This window comes from Nocardia sp. NPDC058244 (assembly GCF_042882065.1).
Taxonomy (GTDB): domain Bacteria; phylum Actinomycetota; class Actinomycetes; order Mycobacteriales; family Mycobacteriaceae; genus Nocardia.
The window spans coordinates 493936-513393 of the sequence record NZ_JBHVWX010000005.1; the positions used below are offsets into that span (position 1 = coordinate 493936).

Below are 19458 nucleotides of genomic sequence, written 5' to 3' on the forward strand. Positions count from 1 at the left end.
ATTACGCAGCCAGCCCTTATTGGCTCGGACTATCAGTACGCTCGCACGATTTGATTAGTGCTATCAATCGGCGATCTATAGCTTCGGGAATCGGAAGATCCCACTACCGTTTGGAATGAGGCCACTTTCATGTCGCTGATCAACAAGAAGATCAAGCCCTTCGCGGCGGAGGCGTTCAAAGACGGTGCCTTCGTCAGCGTTTCCGACGAGGACATCCAGGGCAAATGGGCGATCTTCTTCTTCTATCCGGCGGACTTCACCTTCGTCTGCCCGACCGAACTCGGTGATCTCGCCGATCACTACGACGAGCTGCAGCGCCTGGGCGTCGAGGTCTTCTCCGTCTCGACCGACACCCACTTCACCCACAAGGCGTGGCACGCGTCGTCCGACACCATCGGCAAGATCAAGTACGCGATGATCGGCGACCCCACCCTGCGGATCAGCACCGCCTTCGAGGTGCTCCGCGACGACGAGGGCCTCGCCGACCGCGGCACCTTCCTGGTCGACCCGGACGGCGTCGTCCAGTTCACCGAGGTCACCGCCGAGGGCATCGGCCGCAATGCCGCCGAACTGCTCCGCAAGGTCAAGGCCGCGCAGTACGTCCGCTCGCACCCGGGCGAGGTCTGCCCGGCCAAGTGGGAAGAGGGCGACGACACTCTCGCCCCGTCGCTGGAACTCGTCGGCAAGATCTGATTCGTCGACCGCAGCTGCCCCGGTGGCACGGGACCCGACTCCCGTGCCCCGCCTCAACTCTCAACGTCCGGAGTAGACCCGCATGCTCGAGACCTCGCTCGCACGCCAATTGACGACCCTGCTCGAGAAGGTGACCCAGCCGATCGAGCTCGTGTCCACCCTCGACGATCGCCCCAAGTCCACCGAACTGGCCGAGCTCCTGGACGAGATCGCCGGCATGTCGGATCTGGTCACCCACCACCGCAGCGGCATCGACGCGCGCAGGCCGTCGTTCGTCGTCCGTCGCACCGGCTCCGACATCGAGGTGGGGTTCGCCGGAATCCCGCTCGGACACGAGTTCTCCTCCCTGGTGCTGGCCCTGTTGCAGGTCGGCGGGCACCCCTCCAAGGAGGCTGCGGACCTGCTCGCGCAGGTACGAGATCTCGAGGGGCAATGGAACTTCGAGACCTACTTCTCCCTGTCCTGCCAGAACTGCCCGGACGTCGTTCAGGCCCTGAACCTGATGTGCGTGCTGAACACCGGTATCAAGCACGTCGCGATCGACGGCGCCCTGTTCCCGGACGAAATCGACAACCGCCAGATCATGGCGGTGCCGACGGTATTCCTCAACGGTGAACCGTTCGGTTCCGGGCGGATGAGCCTCGAACAGATCGTCAACCGGCTCGACACCGGGTCGGTCGAACGCACCGCAGCCGCCCTCTCGGCGAAGGAGCCCTTCGACGTGCTCGTCGTCGGCGGCGGACCCGCGGGAGCCACGGCCGCGATCTACGCGTCGCGGAAGGGAATTCGCACCGGCGTCGTTTCGGAGCGCTTCGGCGGCCAGGTGCTCGACACCATGGGAATCGAGAACTTCGCGTCGGTGCCCTACACGGAGGGCCCGCGGTTCGCCGCCGCGCTGGAAGACCACGTCCGCCGCTACGACGTCGACATCATCAACGCGCAGAACGCGACGAAGCTGTCCCCCGCCACCGCCGAAGGTGGCTTGGCGGAGGTGGAGCTCGCGAGCGGCGCGCGTCTGCGCTCGCGCAGCGTGATCGTCGCGACCGGTGCGCGGTGGCGGTCGATGAACGTTCCCGGGGAATCCGAATACCGGAACAAGGGTGTCACCTATTGCCCGCATTGCGACGGCCCCCTGTTCAAGGGCAAACGCGTCGCGGTGATCGGTGGCGGCAACTCCGGCGCCGAAGCCGCCATCGATCTCGCCGGGATCGTCGCCCACGTGACCCTGGTCGAATTCGACGCCGAGCTGCGTGCCGACGAGGTCCTCCAGCGCAAGCTGCGCAGCCTGTCCAACGTCGAGATCCTGCTCGATGCGATGACGACCGAGGTCGTCGGCGACGGTGCCAAAGTCACCGGCCTCACCTACTCCGACCGCACGACCGAGGCGTGGCATTCACTCGCCGTGGACGGCGTCTTCGTCCAGATCGGCCTGCTGCCCAACACCGAATGGCTCACCGGCGCCGTCGATCTCACCCCGCGCGGCGAGATCGTCGTCGACGACCACGGGCGAACGTCCGCTCCCGGAGTATTCGCGGCGGGCGACTGCACCACGACCCCGTTCAAACAGATCATCGTCGCCGCCGGAGCCGGTGCGACAGCGGCCCTCGGCGCGTTCGACCATTTGATCCGCACCTCGACGCCGAACGAGGAAACCGAGCTGGGCGAGCACGCTACCCCGGCCGAGGTCGCCGTTCTGTCGTAGCGCGCACTCGCCGAGCGCCTGGCGGAACCGGCGGGCACCGCACCCGCCCGGGTGAGCCCCCTGCCGGTCGCCGCCTTGCGCTTGGCGGGCATGCTCGATCCCGCCGCCCGCGCGATGATCGAACAGCCTCGTCAGATGCCGAGCCCGCTGCGGAGAGTGGGCCACGAGTCGTGTAGCGCCTGCTGCCAATACGGCCAGGAGTGGATGCCGAACGCCGTGTACCGCACAGTCGGTCGCAGGCCCGCACCCCGCATCAATCCTTCGACGGTCCGGGTACAGGCGTGCGCGCCTTCCTCCAGACTCATCGCCCCGGCGAGGTCGAGCGGGTAGGAGAAACTGGGATCGAAGTCGACATCGGCCGGCCCCTGCTTGCCGCTCCCGACAGACATGAACAACGCGGTATTGCGCAGGGCACCCAAGTGTTTGGTGGGGTCATGCGCTGCCCAACCGGGCGCCAGCGAGCCGCCCCACATCTTGTCCGGGTTCCCCCCACGGTGATGCACCGCAGCACGGACCATCGGCTGACCGACACCGCCCGTGAGCAGACAACCACTGAAGACACCGACCGCCTGATAGAGGCCAGGGTTACGGAAGGCGAGTGTGGCCGCGGCCTGCCCACCCATCGACAACCCCGCGACCGCGTTCACACCGTTCCCGGCGAGCTCCCGATTCAGCAAGGGCGGCAGCTCGTGAGTCAGGAACTGCTCCCACCGGAGGTGACCGAGCGCGTCGTCGTCTTCGAGCCAATCGGTGTAGAACGTGCCGCCACCACCGATCGGCATCACCACGTTGACATTCTTGTCCGCGAAGAAGGCAAGCGCATCGGTGCGCATCGTCCAAGTGCTCTGCGCCTGATCATCCCGCGCACCCGTGCCATCGAGCAGATACAGGGTGGGACGCGGTGCCGACCCCCGTGGACGCAGCACGTCCAGGCCGACCACACGTCCCATCGCCGGCGAAGAGACGTAGAGCTGCTCCCAGGTATCGTCGCGCGCGACGCGATGATCGATCGTCGCAGTGGCAGCATGCGCCGGGCCCGGCGCCAGTAGCGAGGCGACGATCCCGAGAGCCGCTACCGCGCCGAGGATCCGGCGGTGCATCGTGGCGAACCGAGAAGGTGACGCTGTCATCAGATCCTCCCGGACCCGGACGGTCGCCGGATCCGAAGGAGATACCGCTGATTTGTCGAATCACGTTACGCCACAATCGATTTTCGCTCGCCAAGGGTGCTCGCAAAATCAACGCCATGCGCTCTGCGCGCCCACCCTCGTGTTGCTGATGGCAGCAGTTTCTGCGGACCGGATGTGGCTGTTTCGATCGAGGTCGCGACCCGGCCGAGCAGGACAGCTGGTCACGCAAGATCGAGGCGGCCATAGATCCACCCTGCCGGGGCCACCGCACCGTTCAGCGAGGTTGTAGTCGTTCGCCTTGTACGACCTCGATGTCGAGTTCGATTTTGACGGTGGTGCCGACGGCGGCCACTCCCGCGCGTACCACCGCGTTGTAATCGATCGCGAAATCGTTGCGGTGCAACAGTGTTTCGGCGTGGAACGCCGCCCGCACCCCACCCCACGGATCCTGCCCGAAGCCACCGTAGGTCACCACGAGATCGATCGGGCGGCGCTGCCCGTGCAGGGTCAGTTCACCGGGCATCACCCAGGTGTCGGCACCGGTGCGGCGCAACCCGAGACCGGTGAACGTGATCGTCGGATAGCTGTCGACATCGAGGAATTCCGGTGAGCGCAGATGATCGTCGCGCATCGAGATGCCGGTATCGATTGCCGCCGCCTCGATCTCGGCGTGCCCGGTGGACCGTTCGAACGGCTCTGCGATATCGAGTCGCCCGCTCACCTGCGCGAATCGGGCCTTGATGCCGGCGATGCCCAGGTGACGCGCGGTGGCGATCACCGTCGAATGTGCCGGATCGATCGTCCACGGCCCCGGCGGCGGCGAGGTCACCGTCGCCGCCGCCGGTGCCAGCACCACCTCACCGAGCGCACCGGTTCCCGTCGCGGAGATCTGTGCGATCCGCGCGACCGGCTCGAACCCGACAGCGGTGAGCACGGCGGTGTGCATCCCCGCGGGCAATGGGTCGGTACTGACCGTCCCGGTTTCGTCGGCTTCCCTGCGGGCGAGCTGACGGCCCGACAGATCCGTCACCGTCAGCACCGCGTTCGGCACCGGCCAGCCCTGGGCCGTGCCGACACGACCGGTCAACCCACTCATCAGCGGTTTCCGGGCTCGTAGCGGAGCCGCACGTCATGGGCGACCTCGGCCCCGGAGACGCTGACCCGATCGGTCACGGGCGGATAGCCACGGGTGACCACGGTGTACTCCCCTTCGAGCAGATCGGCCACGACATAGCGGCCGTTCTCGTCGGTGCGCGCTGTGGCCGTCACCTCCCCCGCGGCGTCGAGGACGCTGACCAGTGCGTCGGGCACGGCCCTGCCGTCGTCGGCCAGGGCGGATCCGGTGAGTACCGACATCGCGGACAACTCGATGTCCTGGCGAAGCACGCCACTGTCGGGCACCGTCACGGTGATCGCGCTGGGACGCCTATGCTCCGCGGCCGCGACCAAGGTATAGACACCCGAGACCACGCCGTGGCACGCGTATGCGCCGTCGCCACCCGTGACGGCGGCGCCGATCACCTCACCACGCGGGTCGGTCACAGTGACGGTGGCACCCGGCAACGGCGAACCGTGGCCGGCGGTACGGACGACGCCCGTCAGCTCACCGGAGCCGACCAGGCTCAGGTCCACTCGCTGGGGTCGTTCGCCGACCGACACGTTGACGGCGGTCGGCTGGTGTCCCATCGCCGACACGATCAAGACGTAGCCACCCGACGTCGGTGCGCTGATCGCGTAATCACCGTCGGCGGCACTGCTCGTCCGCGCGACTTGACGGCCGTTCTGATCGATCAATGTCAGCACCGCACCCGAAAGCGGCTGGCCGTCCTCGCGGCGGACGCGACCGTCCACCACACCGCTGCCCGTGCCGGGCAACCCGCCGGTCGGCAGCGCGGCGGGCGACGACGTGTCCATCGCGACCGCCCGATGACCGTTCTGTTCGGCTGTCGCGTGTCGACCGCCCGCTGCCGTCGGCACCGGTTCGGCCTCGGACAGCACCCGCTCGGCGCCTTGCCAGACCTGCTCCCCATCCCAGTCCGACTCCGCGAGCGCAGCCAGTTCGGCATCGAGCGGATCGGTCGTCTCAGCTTGCGACGCAGAAGCTTTCGCCGTCGGGTCGAGGGCGGGATCGATGTCGATCGTATTGCGCAGCGGACGGTTCGGCAGCAGGGCCGTCGCCAGGAGCGCGATGACCGCGGCACCCGCGGCGATGAGGAAGATCCGTCCGGTCGCATCACCGTAGGCGGCGCGCACGACCGTGACGACCGGTGCAGGCAGAGCATGGAGATTCAGGCTGCCGCCACCGGCGGAACCGCCGCTCGTCACGCCTAGCTGGGCGAAACCTTCCGCCGACAGTTCGGTCACCCGGGAGGCCAGGACCGAGCCGAGCACCGAGACGCCGATCGCGCCGCCGAATGTGCGGAAGAACGCGACGCTGCTGGACGCGGCGCCGATATTGTGCACGCTCACCGTGTTCTGCACGGCCAGTACCAGGTTCTGCATCAGCATGCCGACGCCGAGCCCCACGACGGCGATGTAGATGCCGACGAGCCACAGATCGGTGGCGTGGTCGAGCGTCGAGAGCAGCCCGAACCCGGCCACCAGCAAGGCGCCGCCGGTGACGACGAACGACTTCCATTTCCCGAACCGGGTGATCAGCTGTCCCGAACCGGTCGACCCGACGAGCATGCCCATCACCAGGGGGATGGTCAGGACGCCGGCCATCGTCGGCGAGTAGCCGCGCGCGGTCTGGAAATACTGGCCCAGGAAGGTGGTCGACCCGAACATGCCGACGCCGACCGCGATCGAGGCGACGATCGCCAGGCCGGTGGTGCGTTCGGTGACGATCGCCAGCGGGATGATCGGTGACTTGACTCGCGATTCGACCACGACGGTCGCGACGAGCAGCAGCACACCCGAACCGACATACAGGGCGGATTCGCGGGAGAACCAGTCGTAGTAGTCCGCCTTCCCGGCGAACGAGACCCAGATGAGCAACACCGACACACCCGCGGTCAGCAAGGCGGCGCCGAACCAGTCGATCGACACGCCCTCCTTGCGTTCGGTGGGCAACCGCAGGGTTCGTTGCAACAGCAGCAGGGCGATGACGGCCAGCGGCACGCACACGAAGAAGCACCAGCGCCAGCCGAGCGGGCTGTCGACGATGACGCCGCCGAGGATGGGCCCGCCCGACATCGACACCGCCATCACCGCGCCCATGTAGCCGGAATAGCGGCCGCGTTCCCGCGGCGAGACGATGGAACCGATGATCGCGACGACGAGTGCGGTCAGTCCGCCCATGCCGATGCCCTGGACGACTCGGGCCGCCAACAGGATCGGCACGGTGCTCGCGAAACCCGCGATCACCGAACCGATGACGAAGATGACGATGGCCGACTGGACCAGCACCTTCTTGTTGAACAGATCGGCGAACTTGCCCCAGATCGGGGTGGACGCGGCATTGGCCAGCAACGCCGTGGTGATGACCCAGGCGTACGCGGTCTGCGACCCCTCCAGGTCCCCGATGATCGTGGGCAGCGCGGTCGACACGATCGTGGTGCTGAGCAACGCCGTGAACAGCGCCGCCAGCAGTCCCGTCATCGCCTCCAAGACCTGACGGTGCGTCATCGCGGCAGGGGCACGCCCAGTCTCGGTCTCGACTGAACTAGACATCCACTTCCTGACTTTCTGTCGATACCGGTCGGCGCTCACCCACCGCGATGTGAGGCGGAGCGGCCGCCAGTGAATTCCTCAGCTTCTGGACAACCGCGATGGCCTGCTCGGCCTCGACTTCGGTCCAATCGGCCAGCGCGGCTCGCAATCCCCGCGCCCGCGACTCCCGGACGCGCCGCAGCAGATCGCTGCCCTGGTCGGTGATCCGGATGAGGGTGACCCGGCCGTCGAGTGGATCGGCGTGGCGGGCGATATTGCCCGAGCTCACCAGCTCGGCGACATGCCTGCTCAGTGTCGATTGGCTGATGCACAAGTCCGCGGCCAGATCTACCTGCCGAGACGGTCCCCTGGCCTCGAGTGAACCCAGCACGCCGACACCGCCGGGAAGCAGGTCCCCCTCGTCAGGGTGCGCGAGCGCAGCGCGGATCGCTCGGCCCATGTAATAGAGCTCCCTGATCAGGCCTCGAGCCGTATCGGGTGACACTGCCATGTCAACTCCCACCTGCATATAGTTGCTTGCGCTAACCAACCATATACACACTACTTGCATTATGCAACTAACTATTGATCGCCCTCGGACCAAGACGGACGATGCGCCCTCACGACGCCGATGTGGCGGAAGGCAAATACTCGGCGGAGGAGTTCGCTGCCGCTGCCTGATTCGCTGCCGCCGTAGCACCTCGCGCGACCAGCAGCATCGTCAGGTCCGTCACCAGCTCGACCACATTCGACAGGGGCAGTTCGGGCTCGCGCGAGAGCCATTCGCGTGCGATAGCGTTCACCGCGGCCGTGAGCAGCGATGTAGTGTCACCGTCCAGGCGCGTGCCTGTGGTCGCCAGGAAGCTCTGGATGTGCCCCGCCCAGGTGTCCGCGTGGGGTTTGCATTCCTGTTCGATGCGTCTACTGACACCTCTGAGTTCGATGACGGCGAAATCGGCGCGATACGGCGCGCTGTCGATCGAACCGAAATAGGCGGTCAGGCCGACGCGCACGGCCATGATCGGGTCGGCGGACGCGCTCAGGTCGGCGAGCGTTCCTGCCACCGCGACGGCCGCGTCGTCCTGCACCCGGGCATAGGCCGCGATCAGTGCCTCATCGAGGGTTTCGAATTCCTCGTAGAACTGCCGCTTCGACAGGCCCGCGGTCTCGCAGATGTCGATGAGCGAGCAGGAGAGCTGCCCCCGCTCGCCGCACACCCGGGTCGCTGCGTCCAGGAACTGGTGGCGCCGTTGCGCTTTTCGCTGCACGACACTCCGGCCGGCATACCGCCTGGCATCGGCGATCATGGCCCACTCGTCTTCTCGTTCGTCGCGACGGCGGTCCCGGCCTCCTGTGACAAAGGCCGGGACCGCGTCGCCTTCCGGCCCGCGCAGGCCGGAAGTCTCAGTGACCGCCGACCAGGTCGAGCGCGATGTCGGCGATCATGTCTTCCTGCCCACCGACCAGCCCCCGCCGGCCCGCGATGGTGAGCAGCGTGCGCACGTCGACGCCGTAGGTGGCCGAGGCGTTCTCCGCGTGGCGCAGGAAGCTCGAGTAGACGCCGGCGTAGCCGAGGGTCAGCGTCTCGCGGTCGACCTGGACAGGCCGATCCATCAGCGGCCGGACCAGGTCGTCGGCCGCATCCGTCAGCTGATCGAGGTTCGCGCCGTGTTCCCAGCCGGTCAGGTCGGCCACCGCGACGAACGCTTCGAGCGGAGTGTTGCCCGCACCGGCGCCGAGTCCGGCCAGGGACGCGTCGACGCGGGTCACCCCCTCCTCCACTGCGACAACACTGTTCGCCACCGACAACGAGAGGTTCTGGTGGGCGTGGATTCCGATCTGAGTCCCGGGTTCGAGCACATTCCGGTAGGCGCGAACGCGTTCGCGGACACCGTCCATGGTGAGCCGCCCACCGGAGTCGGTGACATAAACGCACTGCGCGCCATAGGTTTCCATGAGTTTGGCCTGGTCGGCCAAGCCTTCCGGGCTGTTCAGATGGCTCATCATCAAGAAGCCGGACACGTCCATGCCGAGTTCGCGCGCGTAGGAGATGTGCTGGGCGGAGATGTCCGCCTCGGTGCAGTGCGTGGCCACCCGGACCGAGCGCACGCCGAGATCGAACGCACGGCGCAGGTCCTCGATGGTGCCGATTCCGGGCAGCAGCAGCGTCGTCAGCCGGGCGTACTGCAGCACACTCGCCGCTGCTTCGATCCATTCCCAGTCGGTGTGGCTGCCCGGTCCGTAGTTGAGGCTGCCGCCGTGGAGTCCGTCGCCGTGGGCGACCTCGATCGCGTCCACGCCGGCGGCGTCGAGCGCGGCGGCGATCCGCGCGACCGTGGCGGGGTCGACGCGGTGCCGCAGCGCATGCATTCCGTCGCGCAGTGTGACGTCCTGCAGGAAGACTTCGGTGGTCATCGGACACTCTCCTCGGTGGATGCGGCGATCCGCTCGGCGACCCGCACCGCGGCAGAGGTCATGATGTCGAGATTGCCCGCGTAGGCGGGCAGGTAGTGCGCGGCGCCCTCGACCTCGAGGAAGACACTGACCTGATGGGTGACCGGAGCGTCCCCGACGAGCGTGCGCAGTGGAGCTCCGGGTTCGACCGGCGTGATCTGCACGTCCTGCTTCAGCCGGTAGCCCGGCACATACGCGGCGACATCGGCCACCATCGCGAGGATCGACTCGGTGATCCTCGCGTGGACCTCGGCGTCGGCGGTGTCGATGAGCGCCAGCACGGTGTCGCGCATGATCAGTGGCGGCTCCGCGGGGTTGAGGACGATGATCGCTCGTCCGCGCTGGGCGCCGCCCACCGCGGCGATCGCGTGGGACGTGGTCTCGGTGAACTCGTCGATGTTGGCGCGGGTTCCGGGACCGGCCGATTTCGACGCGATCGAGGCGACGATCTCGGCGTACGGCACCGGAGTGACCCGGGCGATCGCCGCGACCACCGGAATCGTCGCTTGTCCACCGCAGGTGACCATGTTGACGTTGTCGGCCGCCAGGTGCTGATCCAGATTCACCGCGGGAACGACGAACGGGCCGAGGGCGGCAGGTGTCAGGTCGATCAAGCGTTTGCCGAAAGGCGCGAGAGCCGCGGCGTTGGCCTTGTGCGCGCCGGCCGAGGTGGCGTCGAAAACGATCTCGATGTCGTCGAAATCCGGCAGGGCGATCAGCCCCGCGACACCGCGTGCGGTGGTTTGCACCCCCAGTCGGGCCGCGCGTGCGAGCCCGTCTGAGTCGGGGTCGATGCCGACCATGGCGGCCATCTCCAGGGTGTCGGACAGGCGCAACACCTTGATCATCAGGTCGGTGCCGATATTGCCTGATCCGATGACGGCGACCTTGGTGCGGCTCATCACTTCTCCTCCAGTGTGAAGTCGACGGTGCCGAGCGGCCCCGAGCGCTGTGACAATTCGGCATTGACCCGCGCGCCGGGCACCAGCGGTGCCATCGGCCCCAGCGCACCGGAGAGCACGATCTCTCCCGCGCGCAGCGGATCTCCCAGGGCTCGAGCGGTGCGGGCGAGCCAGGCCAACGCCAGCAGCGGGTCGCCGAGGCAGTCCGCACCCGTTCCGCGCGAGACGATCTCGCCGTCGACGCGCATGACCATCGTGATCCCGCGTGGCTCGAAATCATCTAGCGAGAGCCGCTGCTCCCCGAGCACGAACCAGCCGCTGGAGGCGTTGTCGGCCACCGTGTCACCGAAGGTGATGTCCCAGCCGGCGATGCGGCTGTCCACGATCTCGAGCGCGGGGGCGGCGTAGTCGACGGCGCCGCGCACGGTGATGGGATCGAGGTCGTCACCGGTCAGATCGGCACCGAGGACGAAGGCGAGTTCGGCCTCGATCTTGGGCTGCAACAGCCTCGGCCGCTCGGACACCGGAGTGGCGTTCGCATCCATATCGTGAAAGAGCACGCCGAAGTCGGGCCGGTCGACCCCGAGTTGGCGCTGCACGGCCGTGGAGGTCAGGCCGATCTTGCGCCCGACGGCACGGGCGCCCTCGTCGATCCGCCGTCGGGTGCCCAGATTCTGCACCGCGTAGGCCGACTCGACGTCGTCGGCACCGATCAGGTCACGCACCGCTGCCACGGGCACGCCCAGGTCTGCCGCGGTCGCGAGTCGTTCGGCAGCGGCGCGGACAGCGGGCGGGTGCTTGATGGTCGTGGTCATCGTGCTTCCTCCAGGGTGTTCGGCGTTGCGGACGCCACGACGCGCAGGGGGTTGTGATCGGCGGTCAGCATCGCGGGGGTGACGGCGAGGCGGGCCAGCAGTGCGGTGACCAGTTCGGTGGCGTCGGATTTCGCGCTGGTTCCGAAGACGTACTTGTCCGGGCGGAGCAGCACCGTGCCACCCTGGGCGACACCGGCTTTGGCGAACCACCGGGCCAGTTCGCCGGTGTGGTCCTCGACGTCGGCGTAGTCGGTGGCGGCGACGCGCGCGTCGCCCGGCTCGCCCTGCGGGCGGCCACCGGTCGGATACACGGTGACGAACTGGGTACCGAGGATCTGCAAGGCGTTGCGCTGGGCGACGCCGAGTCCATCGCGCGGATCGACACCGTAGCCGACGACAGCGAAACCGAGGCCGAGGGCGTCGTCGAGGCGCTGGTGGCGTCCGTCGAAGGTGCGGACGTCGGGCTGCGGTGCCAGGGTGCCTTCTACCCCTCGCAGCACATTGCGGGCGAGCCCGAAGTACGCGCCACGCTTGAACCGCGGGGACGGCTTCATCTTGGCTTCCCGGATCCAGGTGTTCAGCCCGGGAACCTTCAGCGCGGTGGCCAAGGCGACGTCGCGAGCGCCCGCGGCGAACCGGTTGTCGATCGAGACGAGGCTCTTGTTGAAGACCGACAGATCGATCATCGCTTTGGCGTGCGGCCGTCGCTCGGTCTCGTAGGTGTCGAGGAGGTCGAGATCGGCGCCGTGCTGGATGATGGCGCCGAGCTTCCAGGAGAGGTTGTCCGCGTCACGGACGCCGGAGTTCATTCCCTGGCCGATGAATTGGGGCGTCATGTGCGCGGCGTCACCGGCGAGCAGAATGCGTCCCGCGCGCCACTGGTCGGCGACCACGGCATTGAAGGTGTAGACCAGTTTGCGCAGCACCGTCACTTCGTCGGGGTCGACGTAGTGGCCGATGAGATCGCGGACCCGGTCGGGGTCCTCCATCTCTTCTTTGCTCTGCGCGTCGTTGAGCATGAATTCGAACCGGTGGTGTCCACCGGGTTGCGGACACGACACCGTCGGCAACTCGGGATCACAGACGAAGTTGAAGTACGGCAGATGCCGAAAAGCGTCGACGCCGTCGTTGGCGAGCAGGTCGACCACGAGCCAGCGTTCGGGGAAGCTCGTGCCGGTCATGTCGATACCCAGCTGCGTGCGCACCACACTGCGGCCGCCGTCGCAGCCGACGAGGAACTTCGCGCGCACCTCCTCGGCGGTGGCCGGATCGGTGTCGGCGTCGTGTTTGCCGTACCCGGTACCGCGGCATTCGGCATGCCGGACCAGGACACCGTCGGCGTCCTGGTCGAAGCCGAGAACCTCCCGACCGCGGCGAACCGTCACGTGCGCATAGCGCTCGAGCGCGTTTTCGAGCGTGTTCTCCAGGTAGGGCTGGTACAGGAAGTTGGCCACCGGCCACCCCAGCGGGCGCGAGGCCTGGTTGAACTGGGCGAGCACCGAGCCGTCGCTGCGTACCCACTGCACGGTGCAGTCGAGGTTCATCTGCGCCGAGGCTTCGTCGGCGACGCCGGCGGTCTGGAAGATCCGCATGCCCTCGTCGTCGGTGTAGACCGCCCGCGCCAGGCCGTAGAACTCCGGCTCACGCTCGAGCACCAGCACCCGCACGCCGCGACGGCCGAGCAGATTCGCCAACGTCAGGCCGGTGGGCCCCAGTCCGACGACTACCACGTCGTAGTCGAACGATGTCATCGCGCCATGCCTCCGGTGAGTTGGGGAACAGTGATCTCGGGTGTCCGCAAGGTTCGGACGACCTGCCGGAACTGAGCGAACTTGTCCAGCACGGTCTCGCCGACCGGGGTGTGGCCCCAGATGCTGATGCCCTGGTAAGTGGTCGGCTCCCAGGTGGATTCGCGTTCCGGACCGAACACGATCGGGTTCCAGCCGACCTCGAGTTCGAAGCCCGAGGGGGTGACGCAGTAGAAGGACAGCTCCCGATCATTGGTGTGCTGGCCGACCGACCAGGCCATCTTGAAACCGAGATCGGTGACACGTCCGTACGCGGCCAGCACGTCGTCGAGCGAGCCCGACTGGATGTTGATGTGCTGCACCCGGGTTCGGATCGGGTCGATCTTCACGCCGCGGATGTTGGCGATGGCGATCGAGTGGTGCCGCTCGTTCACCCGCAGGAACCGGATCTTGAGGGTGAGGCCGGAGACGTTCTCGTCGATGTAGTCGCTGAGCCGGGAGTCGAAGACCGTCTGGTAGTAGCCCCGCAGTGATTCCGGTTCTCTCGACACGATCGCGACATGCCCCATGCCGGCTTCGCCGGTCACCCACCCGGAGCTGAGCATGCGCAGCGGCTCGGGGGTGGTGACGGGGACGGTGAAGATCTCCTGCGCGATCCCCTTGGGACCGGGGAACCGCCACAGGCGCTCGACGCCGCGGCGAGCCGCGTCCTCGGCGCTGCCCTCGGTGATCGGCACACCGCGATCCGACACGCGCGCGATGATGCGGTCGAAGGACTGGTGATCGTCGACCTGCCAGCCGATCGCGGTCACGTCCTCCTGCGGGCCGTGCTCCACCAGGAACCGGCACGCGTGATCGTCGAGGCGGAAGCGCAGGGTGCCATGGTCGACCTGGTCGGCGTGCATGCCGATCGCGTCGACGCCGAAACGCCGCCAGTCGGCCAGCCGCGCGGACTCCACCACGACGTACCCCAGATGGACGGCCCCGAAGACCGACCCGTCACCGAAGACGTCTGCGCCGGTCATCGCTCGGCCTTCAGGTAGGCGATCGCGAGGGTGTTGAACAGCTCGGCTCGTTCCCACTGCGCCCAGTGACCGGTCCGCGCCAGCAGGTACAGATCGCAGTGGGGCATGGTCTCGGCGAGCATCCTGCCCCCGGACGGCCGGTTGACCTTGTCGTCCTCGCCCCACACCACCAGCGTGGGGTGCGGCACCTTGCTCAGGCGCGAATCCCGGGTGAGGTCCATCCGGAAGAGCGTGCGCAGGGCGAACAAGCCGGAAGGCCGGCGCAACGGTGGATGCGCGACGACCTCGGGTTCGATGCTGGCCCGATAGCGCTCCTCGATCAGTTCGTCCGGCACCGTCGCACCGTCGTACACCAGGTACTCACGGATGAACCGGATGATCTTCTCGCGGCTGGGACCATCACCCCGGTAGTAGTTGAGAAGTTCCTGCAGGCCCTGGGTGGGTAGGGCGCGGGTGGAACCGACGCCGCCGGGGCCCATCAGGACCAGGCGACCGACCTTGCCCGGCCGGTCCATCGCCAGCCGCAGCGCCGCGGCACCGCCGTAGGAGTTGCCGATCAGGTGCGCCGAGTCGATCTCCAGGACGTCGAGGAACTCGCCGAGCACGCGCGCCAGGTAACCGAAGGGATCGGACTGGTCGAGGTATTTCGACGACCGGCCGTAGCCCGGCATGTCCAGCACGAGCACCCGGAAGTGCTCCGCCAGCGCCTCGATGTTGCGCGAGTAGTTCGACAGCCCGGTCGCGCCGGGGCCGCCGCCGTGCAGCAGCACGACCGCGGGTCCTGATCCGAACTCGGTGAAGTAGATCTCGCGGTCGCCGACCTGCACCATCCGGCCGGTGTCGACTCCCTTGTCGATGCTTGTCACGATGTACCTCCCAGTGAAGTTGATAATATCATCACATCCGATTGATCCCTCGTCAAGCAATTCTGATGAAAAACTCAGAACTGGACGGCGGCCGGTGCTACCCGAGCAGCGGTATCCGGCGCACGGTCTGGCGATCGAGCTCGACCTGCATCGCGTGGCGGACCCGCTCGGCGAACTCGGCGGCCGACTCCCCCGGCCTCGGCCGCATCGCGGGGAGCACCGTGGTCCGAATCTTGGTCGGTAGCGGGATGTAGGGCAGCAGCCCCGCGATCCCGACCGTCAGACCCCACGGCAGCGACAGCGTCACCGGCAGACGCTTGAGCCGCAGCGCCTTGTCGAGGCGGAGCCGGCGCGCGAGCCCGCGGCCGTCGGACAGGCAGATCAGCGATTCGCCCGCCCCTGACGTGACCACCGGAGCAATCGGCACGGCAGCCTCGATGGCCAGCCGCGCGAAACCGGTCCGGCCGTCGAACACGACCCGGTTGCGTTCCCCCCACGACTTGAAGGCATCGACATCACCGCCCGGGAAGACGAGCACATGCTCGCCACGCCCGAGCGCCCGGCACGCGTTCTCACCGGTCGCGGGCTCGGCACCCAGCCTGCTCAGAATCGGGCCGAGTCCGATCACCCAGGCCATGTGATGCGTCAGCGTGATCACACCCCGCGGATCTCCGATCCGGACATAGGCCGAGCGCGCGGCGAGCACATTGAGGTCGAAGACACCACCGAAACCGTGGTTGGCCACGAACAGGACCGGCCCGGGGGGTGGCGTCAGCACGCCGCCGACCTCGTGACGGTGATACCAACGGAACACCCACAGCAGGACTCGCACAATGACCGGCTCGGACCCCACCCGCCCCCGGTCCTGCGGCGAGTCGTCGAACGACCCATCGTGGAGCGGCTGAACACCACTGTCAGGCACTGTTTCTCGCTTCCCTTGCGTTGTGTCGCCGCGCGGCGGCCCACACATTTCGACGATTGACGAGAACTCGGATCCGGCGCCGCTGCCGAACCACCCCATCCCCCTCTTCCCTGCGCAACCCAATATATTGATGAAATGATCATTCTTGATACTCAAGTCATCAAATTGTGAGCCGCCCCACCCGACCGAACGGCAGCCACACCCGCCGCAGGCGGGGTATTCGCGGCAGACGCCGGGCCTGGTGACGGGGCGTCGGTACGCCACACTGGGAGGCGATGAGCACCAGCACCCCGACCGGCCCGCCGGTCCGCCGACGCCCCCGCGACCGCCGCGCCAGCATCCTGACCGCGGCCGCCGACGCCTTCTCGCAGGCGGGCTACCACGGCACATCCATGACCGACATCGCCACCGCCGTCGGGATTTCGTCGACGGCGCTGTATCGCCATTTCCGCAGCAAACAGGAACTGCTGGGCCACTGCTTGATGTCGGGCCTGGACGCGACGGTCTCCCGGCTGGACGCCGCGGCGGCCGACGACACGAGCGGGCATCGGGTATTCGAAGAACTCGTCGCGATCGCGCTCGAACTGCGCGGACTACCGAGGCTGTGGCAGCTCGAGTTCCGCAACCTCACCGCTGCACACCGCTACTCGGTGCTGATCCGGGCGGTCCGGTTGACCGGCTATCTGCGCCGAGCGGTTCGTGCGCAGCGCCCGGACCTGCCCGGCAGGGATGCCGAACTGTTGAGCTGGTGCATCCTCTCGGTCGCGGTCAGCCCGTCGTATCACCGCCAGCAATTGCCGACGTCAACCTTCACTTCCGTGCTCGATGCCGCGATCCTGCGGCTCCTCACCACCGAATTGCCCCCGGGCGGAGCCGTGCCCCGTGCGCCCCGGCCCCGGGCAGCGCCGCCGCAGGCCGCGGAGTTCGAGCGCGCCGTCCGGCCCGAGCGGCTCATCGGCGCTGCGGCACGGCTGTTCAACTCCCGCGGTTATGCCGCGGTGGGCATCGAGGACATCGGTGCCGCCGTCGGCGTGAGCGGACCCGCGCTGTATCACCATTTCTCGAGCAAGGCCGATCTGCTGAACGAGATCATCGTGCGCAACGAGCAATGGATCGGCCTGTACACCGCCCGCGCACTGGCCGAGGGCCGCGACGCGCGGGAGGCGGTGCACCTGCTGATGGAATCGTTCGTCGGATTCGCGCTCGAGCAGCCGGACTTGCTCGGCACCACCGTCAGCGAGGTCGGGCACCTGCCGGACCCGCAGGCCACACGCTACCGCCGGATCCATCGCGACGGCGTCCTGAGCTGGGCCCGGCTGCTGCAGACGGCGCATGCCGAATTGACACCGCCGGAGGCCCGCATCCTCATCCAGGCGATCAGCACTGTCGTGATCGACGCCGTCCGCAATCCCCGCGCCGTCGGCCGCCGGAATCTCGCGGGCGCGCTGATAGCCATCGGCGACCGCATCGCGCTGCACGGCTGACGACATCCTGGTATCACCCAATTTAGCCGGTATCAACTTAGATTCAGACTTCTAGCCACTGGCACCGGTTACGGGACGACATCCACGCACATTTCCTTAGTGAGTAGTAACTTACGGTTGCGTAGCGCCTCGGCGCGCCATCACAATGGCCCACGGCGCCTATCGGATCTGCGCACTCTCCACCTCACCTTCCGGTCGCATCGACCGGACCATCGAAGGGACTGGGCCCGTGGGCCATTACAAGAGCAACGTCCGAGACCTCGAGTTCAACCTGCTGGAGGTCTTCGGCCTGGCGGACGTGCTGCGCTCCGGCGCGTTCGGCGACCTCGACGACGACACCGTGCGCACGATGCTCGCCGAAGCGGCCCGGATCGCCGAGGGGCCGGTGGCGGCCTCGTTCGCCGAAACCGACCGCAATCCACCGGAATTCGATCCATCGACCCACACCGTGCGACTACCGGAGGGGTTCAAGCGCTCGGTCCGGGCGTGGCAGGACGCCGAATGGTGGCGCGTCGCGAAGTCCGAGGCCATCGGCGGCATCGCGGCACCGCGCATGCTGGCGTGGGCGATCAACGAACTTCTTCTGGGCGCCCAGCCCGCGGCGTACATGTACCTGACCGGGCCCGGCATGGCCGATATCGTCGAGCGCATCGGTACCGACGAACAACGGCGCTGGGGCAGGATCGCGGTCGAGAAGAAGTGGGGCGCGACCATGGTGCTGACGGAGCCGGACGCCGGTTCCGATGTCGGCGCCGGCCGCACCAAGGCCGTCGAGCAGGAGGATGGCTCCTGGCACATCGAGGGCGTCAAGCGGTTCATCACCTCGGCCGATGCCGACGATCTGTCCGACAACATCCTCCACCAGGTCCTCGCCCGCCCCGAGGGCGCGGGACCGGGCACCAAGGGTTTGAGCCTGTTCCTGGTGCCGAAGTTCCATTTCGACTCCGAGACAGGAGAACTCGGTGATCGCAACGGCGTGTTCGTCACCAATGTCGAGCACAAGATGGGACTCAAGGCCTCGGCCACGTGTGAACTCACCTTCGGCGGCCACGGCGTGCCCGCCAAGGGCTGGCTGGTCGGCGAGGTGCACAACGGCATCGCGCAGATGTTCGAGGTCATCGAGGAAGCGCGGATGATGGTCGGCACCAAGGCCATCGCGACCCTGTCGACCGGTTACCTCAACGCGCTGGAATACGCCAAGACCCGCGTCCAGGGTTCCGACCTGACCCAGATCGCCGACAAGACCGCTCCGAAGGTGACCATCAGCCACCACCCGGATGTCCGGCGCTCGCTGATGATGCAGAAGGCCTACGCCGAAGGCCTACGCGCGATCTACCTCTATACCGCCGCCCACCAGGACCCGGCCACCGCGCTGCACATCTCAGGCGCCGATGCCGAACTCGCCGCGCGGGTGAACGATCTGCTGCTCCCGATCGTCAAGGGTGTCGGCTCCGAACGCGCCTACCAGTACCTGACCGACTCGCTGCAGACCTTCGGTGGCTCCGGCTTCCTGCAGGACTACCCGATCGAGCAGTACATCCGCGACGCCAAGATCGACTCCCTCTACGAGGGCACCACCGCCATCCAGGCGCAGGACTTCTTCTTCCGCAAGATCGCCCGCGACCGCGGCGTGGCCCTGGCGCACATCGCCGATCAGGTCCGGGCTTCCGCGCAGCCCGAAGCCGGGACGCCGGAGTTCAAAGTCGAACGCGCTCTGCTGCTCACCGCGCTGGAAGACGTGCAGGCGATGACCGCCACGCTGACCCAGCACCTGCTCGCGGCCGCCGACAACGGCCGCGAGCTGTACAAGGTGGGGCTCGAGTCCGTCCGCTTCCTGCTCGCGGTCGGCGATCTGCTGATCGGATGGCGTCTGCTGGTGGCCGCGGAAGTCGCCGCGGCGGCCCTGCCCTCCGCCACCAAGGACCGCGACCTCTACCAGGGCAAGATCGCGGTCGCGTCCTACTTCATCAGAACCGTCCTGCCGAGGCTCAGCACCGACCGTGCGGTGATCTCCGACATCGATGTCGCGATCATGGAGCTCGACGTGGCCGCCTTCTGACGCCGAA

General features: G+C 67.4%; 16 protein-coding genes and 1 pseudogene. 4 read left to right on the forward strand and 13 right to left on the reverse strand.

What is annotated here, in order from left to right; genetic code table 11:
- Positions 1 to 129 precede the first annotated feature (129 nt).
- Entirely contained in the window at positions 130 to 693 is a 564-nt protein-coding gene (gene ahpC / locus ACFVW6_RS18765) for an alkyl hydroperoxide reductase subunit C (RefSeq protein ID WP_378829163.1), read from the forward strand.
- Between the two features lie 82 nt (positions 694 to 775).
- The gene (gene ahpF / locus ACFVW6_RS18770; protein WP_378829165.1) at positions 776 to 2395 is read left to right on the forward strand and encodes an alkyl hydroperoxide reductase subunit F; all 1620 of its coding nucleotides are present in this window, start codon (positions 776 to 778) and stop codon (positions 2393 to 2395) included.
- A 131-nt stretch (positions 2396 to 2526) separates the two neighbouring features.
- Here ahpF and ACFVW6_RS18775 read toward each other — a convergent pair whose 3' ends face one another.
- The 13 genes and pseudogenes from ACFVW6_RS18775 to ACFVW6_RS18835 form a co-directional block, all read right to left on the reverse strand.
- A complete protein-coding gene (locus ACFVW6_RS18775) occupies positions 2527 to 3525 on the reverse strand; it encodes an alpha/beta hydrolase (protein ID WP_378829167.1) in 999 nt (332 codons plus the stop codon).
- 274 nt (positions 3526 to 3799) lie between these two features.
- Complete coding sequence (locus ACFVW6_RS18780) at positions 3800 to 4621, reverse strand: YceI family protein (RefSeq protein ID WP_378829169.1); 822 nt, start codon at positions 4619 to 4621, stop codon at positions 3800 to 3802.
- Complete coding sequence (locus tag ACFVW6_RS18785) at positions 4621 to 5439, reverse strand: collagen binding domain-containing protein (RefSeq protein WP_378829429.1); 819 nt, start codon at positions 5437 to 5439, stop codon at positions 4621 to 4623. The genes ACFVW6_RS18780 and ACFVW6_RS18785 overlap by 1 nt, the downstream gene beginning before the upstream one ends.
- 215 nt (positions 5440 to 5654) lie before the next feature.
- Positions 5655 to 7152 (reverse strand): annotated as a pseudogene (locus tag ACFVW6_RS18790) (MDR family MFS transporter); the annotation flags it as partial.
- 37 nt (positions 7153 to 7189) lie between these two features.
- Positions 7190 to 7687 (reverse strand): MarR family winged helix-turn-helix transcriptional regulator, encoded by a 498-nt coding sequence (locus ACFVW6_RS18795; RefSeq protein ID WP_378829172.1) that lies wholly within the window; start codon positions 7685 to 7687, stop codon positions 7190 to 7192.
- A gap of 109 nt (positions 7688 to 7796) precedes the next feature.
- On the reverse strand, positions 7797 to 8483 hold the full coding sequence (locus ACFVW6_RS18800) for a TetR/AcrR family transcriptional regulator (protein ID WP_378829174.1): 687 nt from the start codon (positions 8481 to 8483) through the stop codon (positions 7797 to 7799).
- 97 nt (positions 8484 to 8580) lie between these two features.
- On the reverse strand, positions 8581 to 9591 hold the full coding sequence (dmpG, locus tag ACFVW6_RS18805) for a 4-hydroxy-2-oxovalerate aldolase (RefSeq protein ID WP_378829176.1): 1011 nt from the start codon (positions 9589 to 9591) through the stop codon (positions 8581 to 8583).
- Complete coding sequence (locus tag ACFVW6_RS18810) at positions 9588 to 10532, reverse strand: acetaldehyde dehydrogenase (acetylating) (RefSeq protein WP_378829179.1); 945 nt, start codon at positions 10530 to 10532, stop codon at positions 9588 to 9590. Before ACFVW6_RS18810 ends, dmpG begins: the two co-directional genes overlap by 4 nt.
- On the reverse strand, positions 10532 to 11347 hold the full coding sequence (locus ACFVW6_RS18815) for a 2-keto-4-pentenoate hydratase (protein WP_378829181.1): 816 nt from the start codon (positions 11345 to 11347) through the stop codon (positions 10532 to 10534). The genes ACFVW6_RS18810 and ACFVW6_RS18815 overlap by 1 nt, the downstream gene beginning before the upstream one ends.
- On the reverse strand, positions 11344 to 13098 hold the full coding sequence (locus ACFVW6_RS18820; RefSeq protein WP_378829182.1) for a bifunctional 3-(3-hydroxy-phenyl)propionate/3-hydroxycinnamic acid hydroxylase: 1755 nt from the start codon (positions 13096 to 13098) through the stop codon (positions 11344 to 11346). The genes ACFVW6_RS18815 and ACFVW6_RS18820 overlap by 4 nt, the downstream gene beginning before the upstream one ends.
- Positions 13095 to 14120 carry a VOC family protein gene (locus tag ACFVW6_RS18825; protein WP_378829184.1) on the reverse strand — a complete coding sequence of 342 codons (1026 nt, stop codon included), beginning with the start codon at positions 14118 to 14120 and terminating at the stop codon, positions 13095 to 13097. The genes ACFVW6_RS18820 and ACFVW6_RS18825 overlap by 4 nt, the downstream gene beginning before the upstream one ends.
- Entirely contained in the window at positions 14117 to 14977 is an 861-nt protein-coding gene (locus ACFVW6_RS18830; protein ID WP_378829431.1) for an alpha/beta fold hydrolase, read from the reverse strand. The genes ACFVW6_RS18825 and ACFVW6_RS18830 overlap by 4 nt, the downstream gene beginning before the upstream one ends.
- Positions 14978 to 15083: 106 nt before the next feature.
- The gene (locus ACFVW6_RS18835; RefSeq protein WP_378829186.1) at positions 15084 to 16064 is read right to left on the reverse strand and encodes a lysophospholipid acyltransferase family protein; all 981 of its coding nucleotides are present in this window, start codon (positions 16062 to 16064) and stop codon (positions 15084 to 15086) included.
- A 119-nt stretch (positions 16065 to 16183) separates the two neighbouring features.
- Here ACFVW6_RS18835 and ACFVW6_RS18840 point away from each other — a divergent pair, with 119 nt between their 5' ends.
- Both ACFVW6_RS18840 and ACFVW6_RS18845 read left to right on the forward strand, forming a co-directional pair.
- Positions 16184 to 17392 (forward strand): TetR/AcrR family transcriptional regulator, encoded by a 1209-nt coding sequence (locus ACFVW6_RS18840; protein ID WP_378829189.1) that lies wholly within the window; start codon positions 16184 to 16186, stop codon positions 17390 to 17392.
- Positions 17393 to 17621: 229 nt separating this feature from the next.
- Positions 17622 to 19451: an acyl-CoA dehydrogenase gene (locus ACFVW6_RS18845; RefSeq protein WP_378829191.1), complete on the forward strand. Its 1830-nt coding sequence runs from the start codon at positions 17622 to 17624 to the stop codon at positions 19449 to 19451.
- The last annotated feature ends 7 nt before the right edge of the window (positions 19452 to 19458 follow it).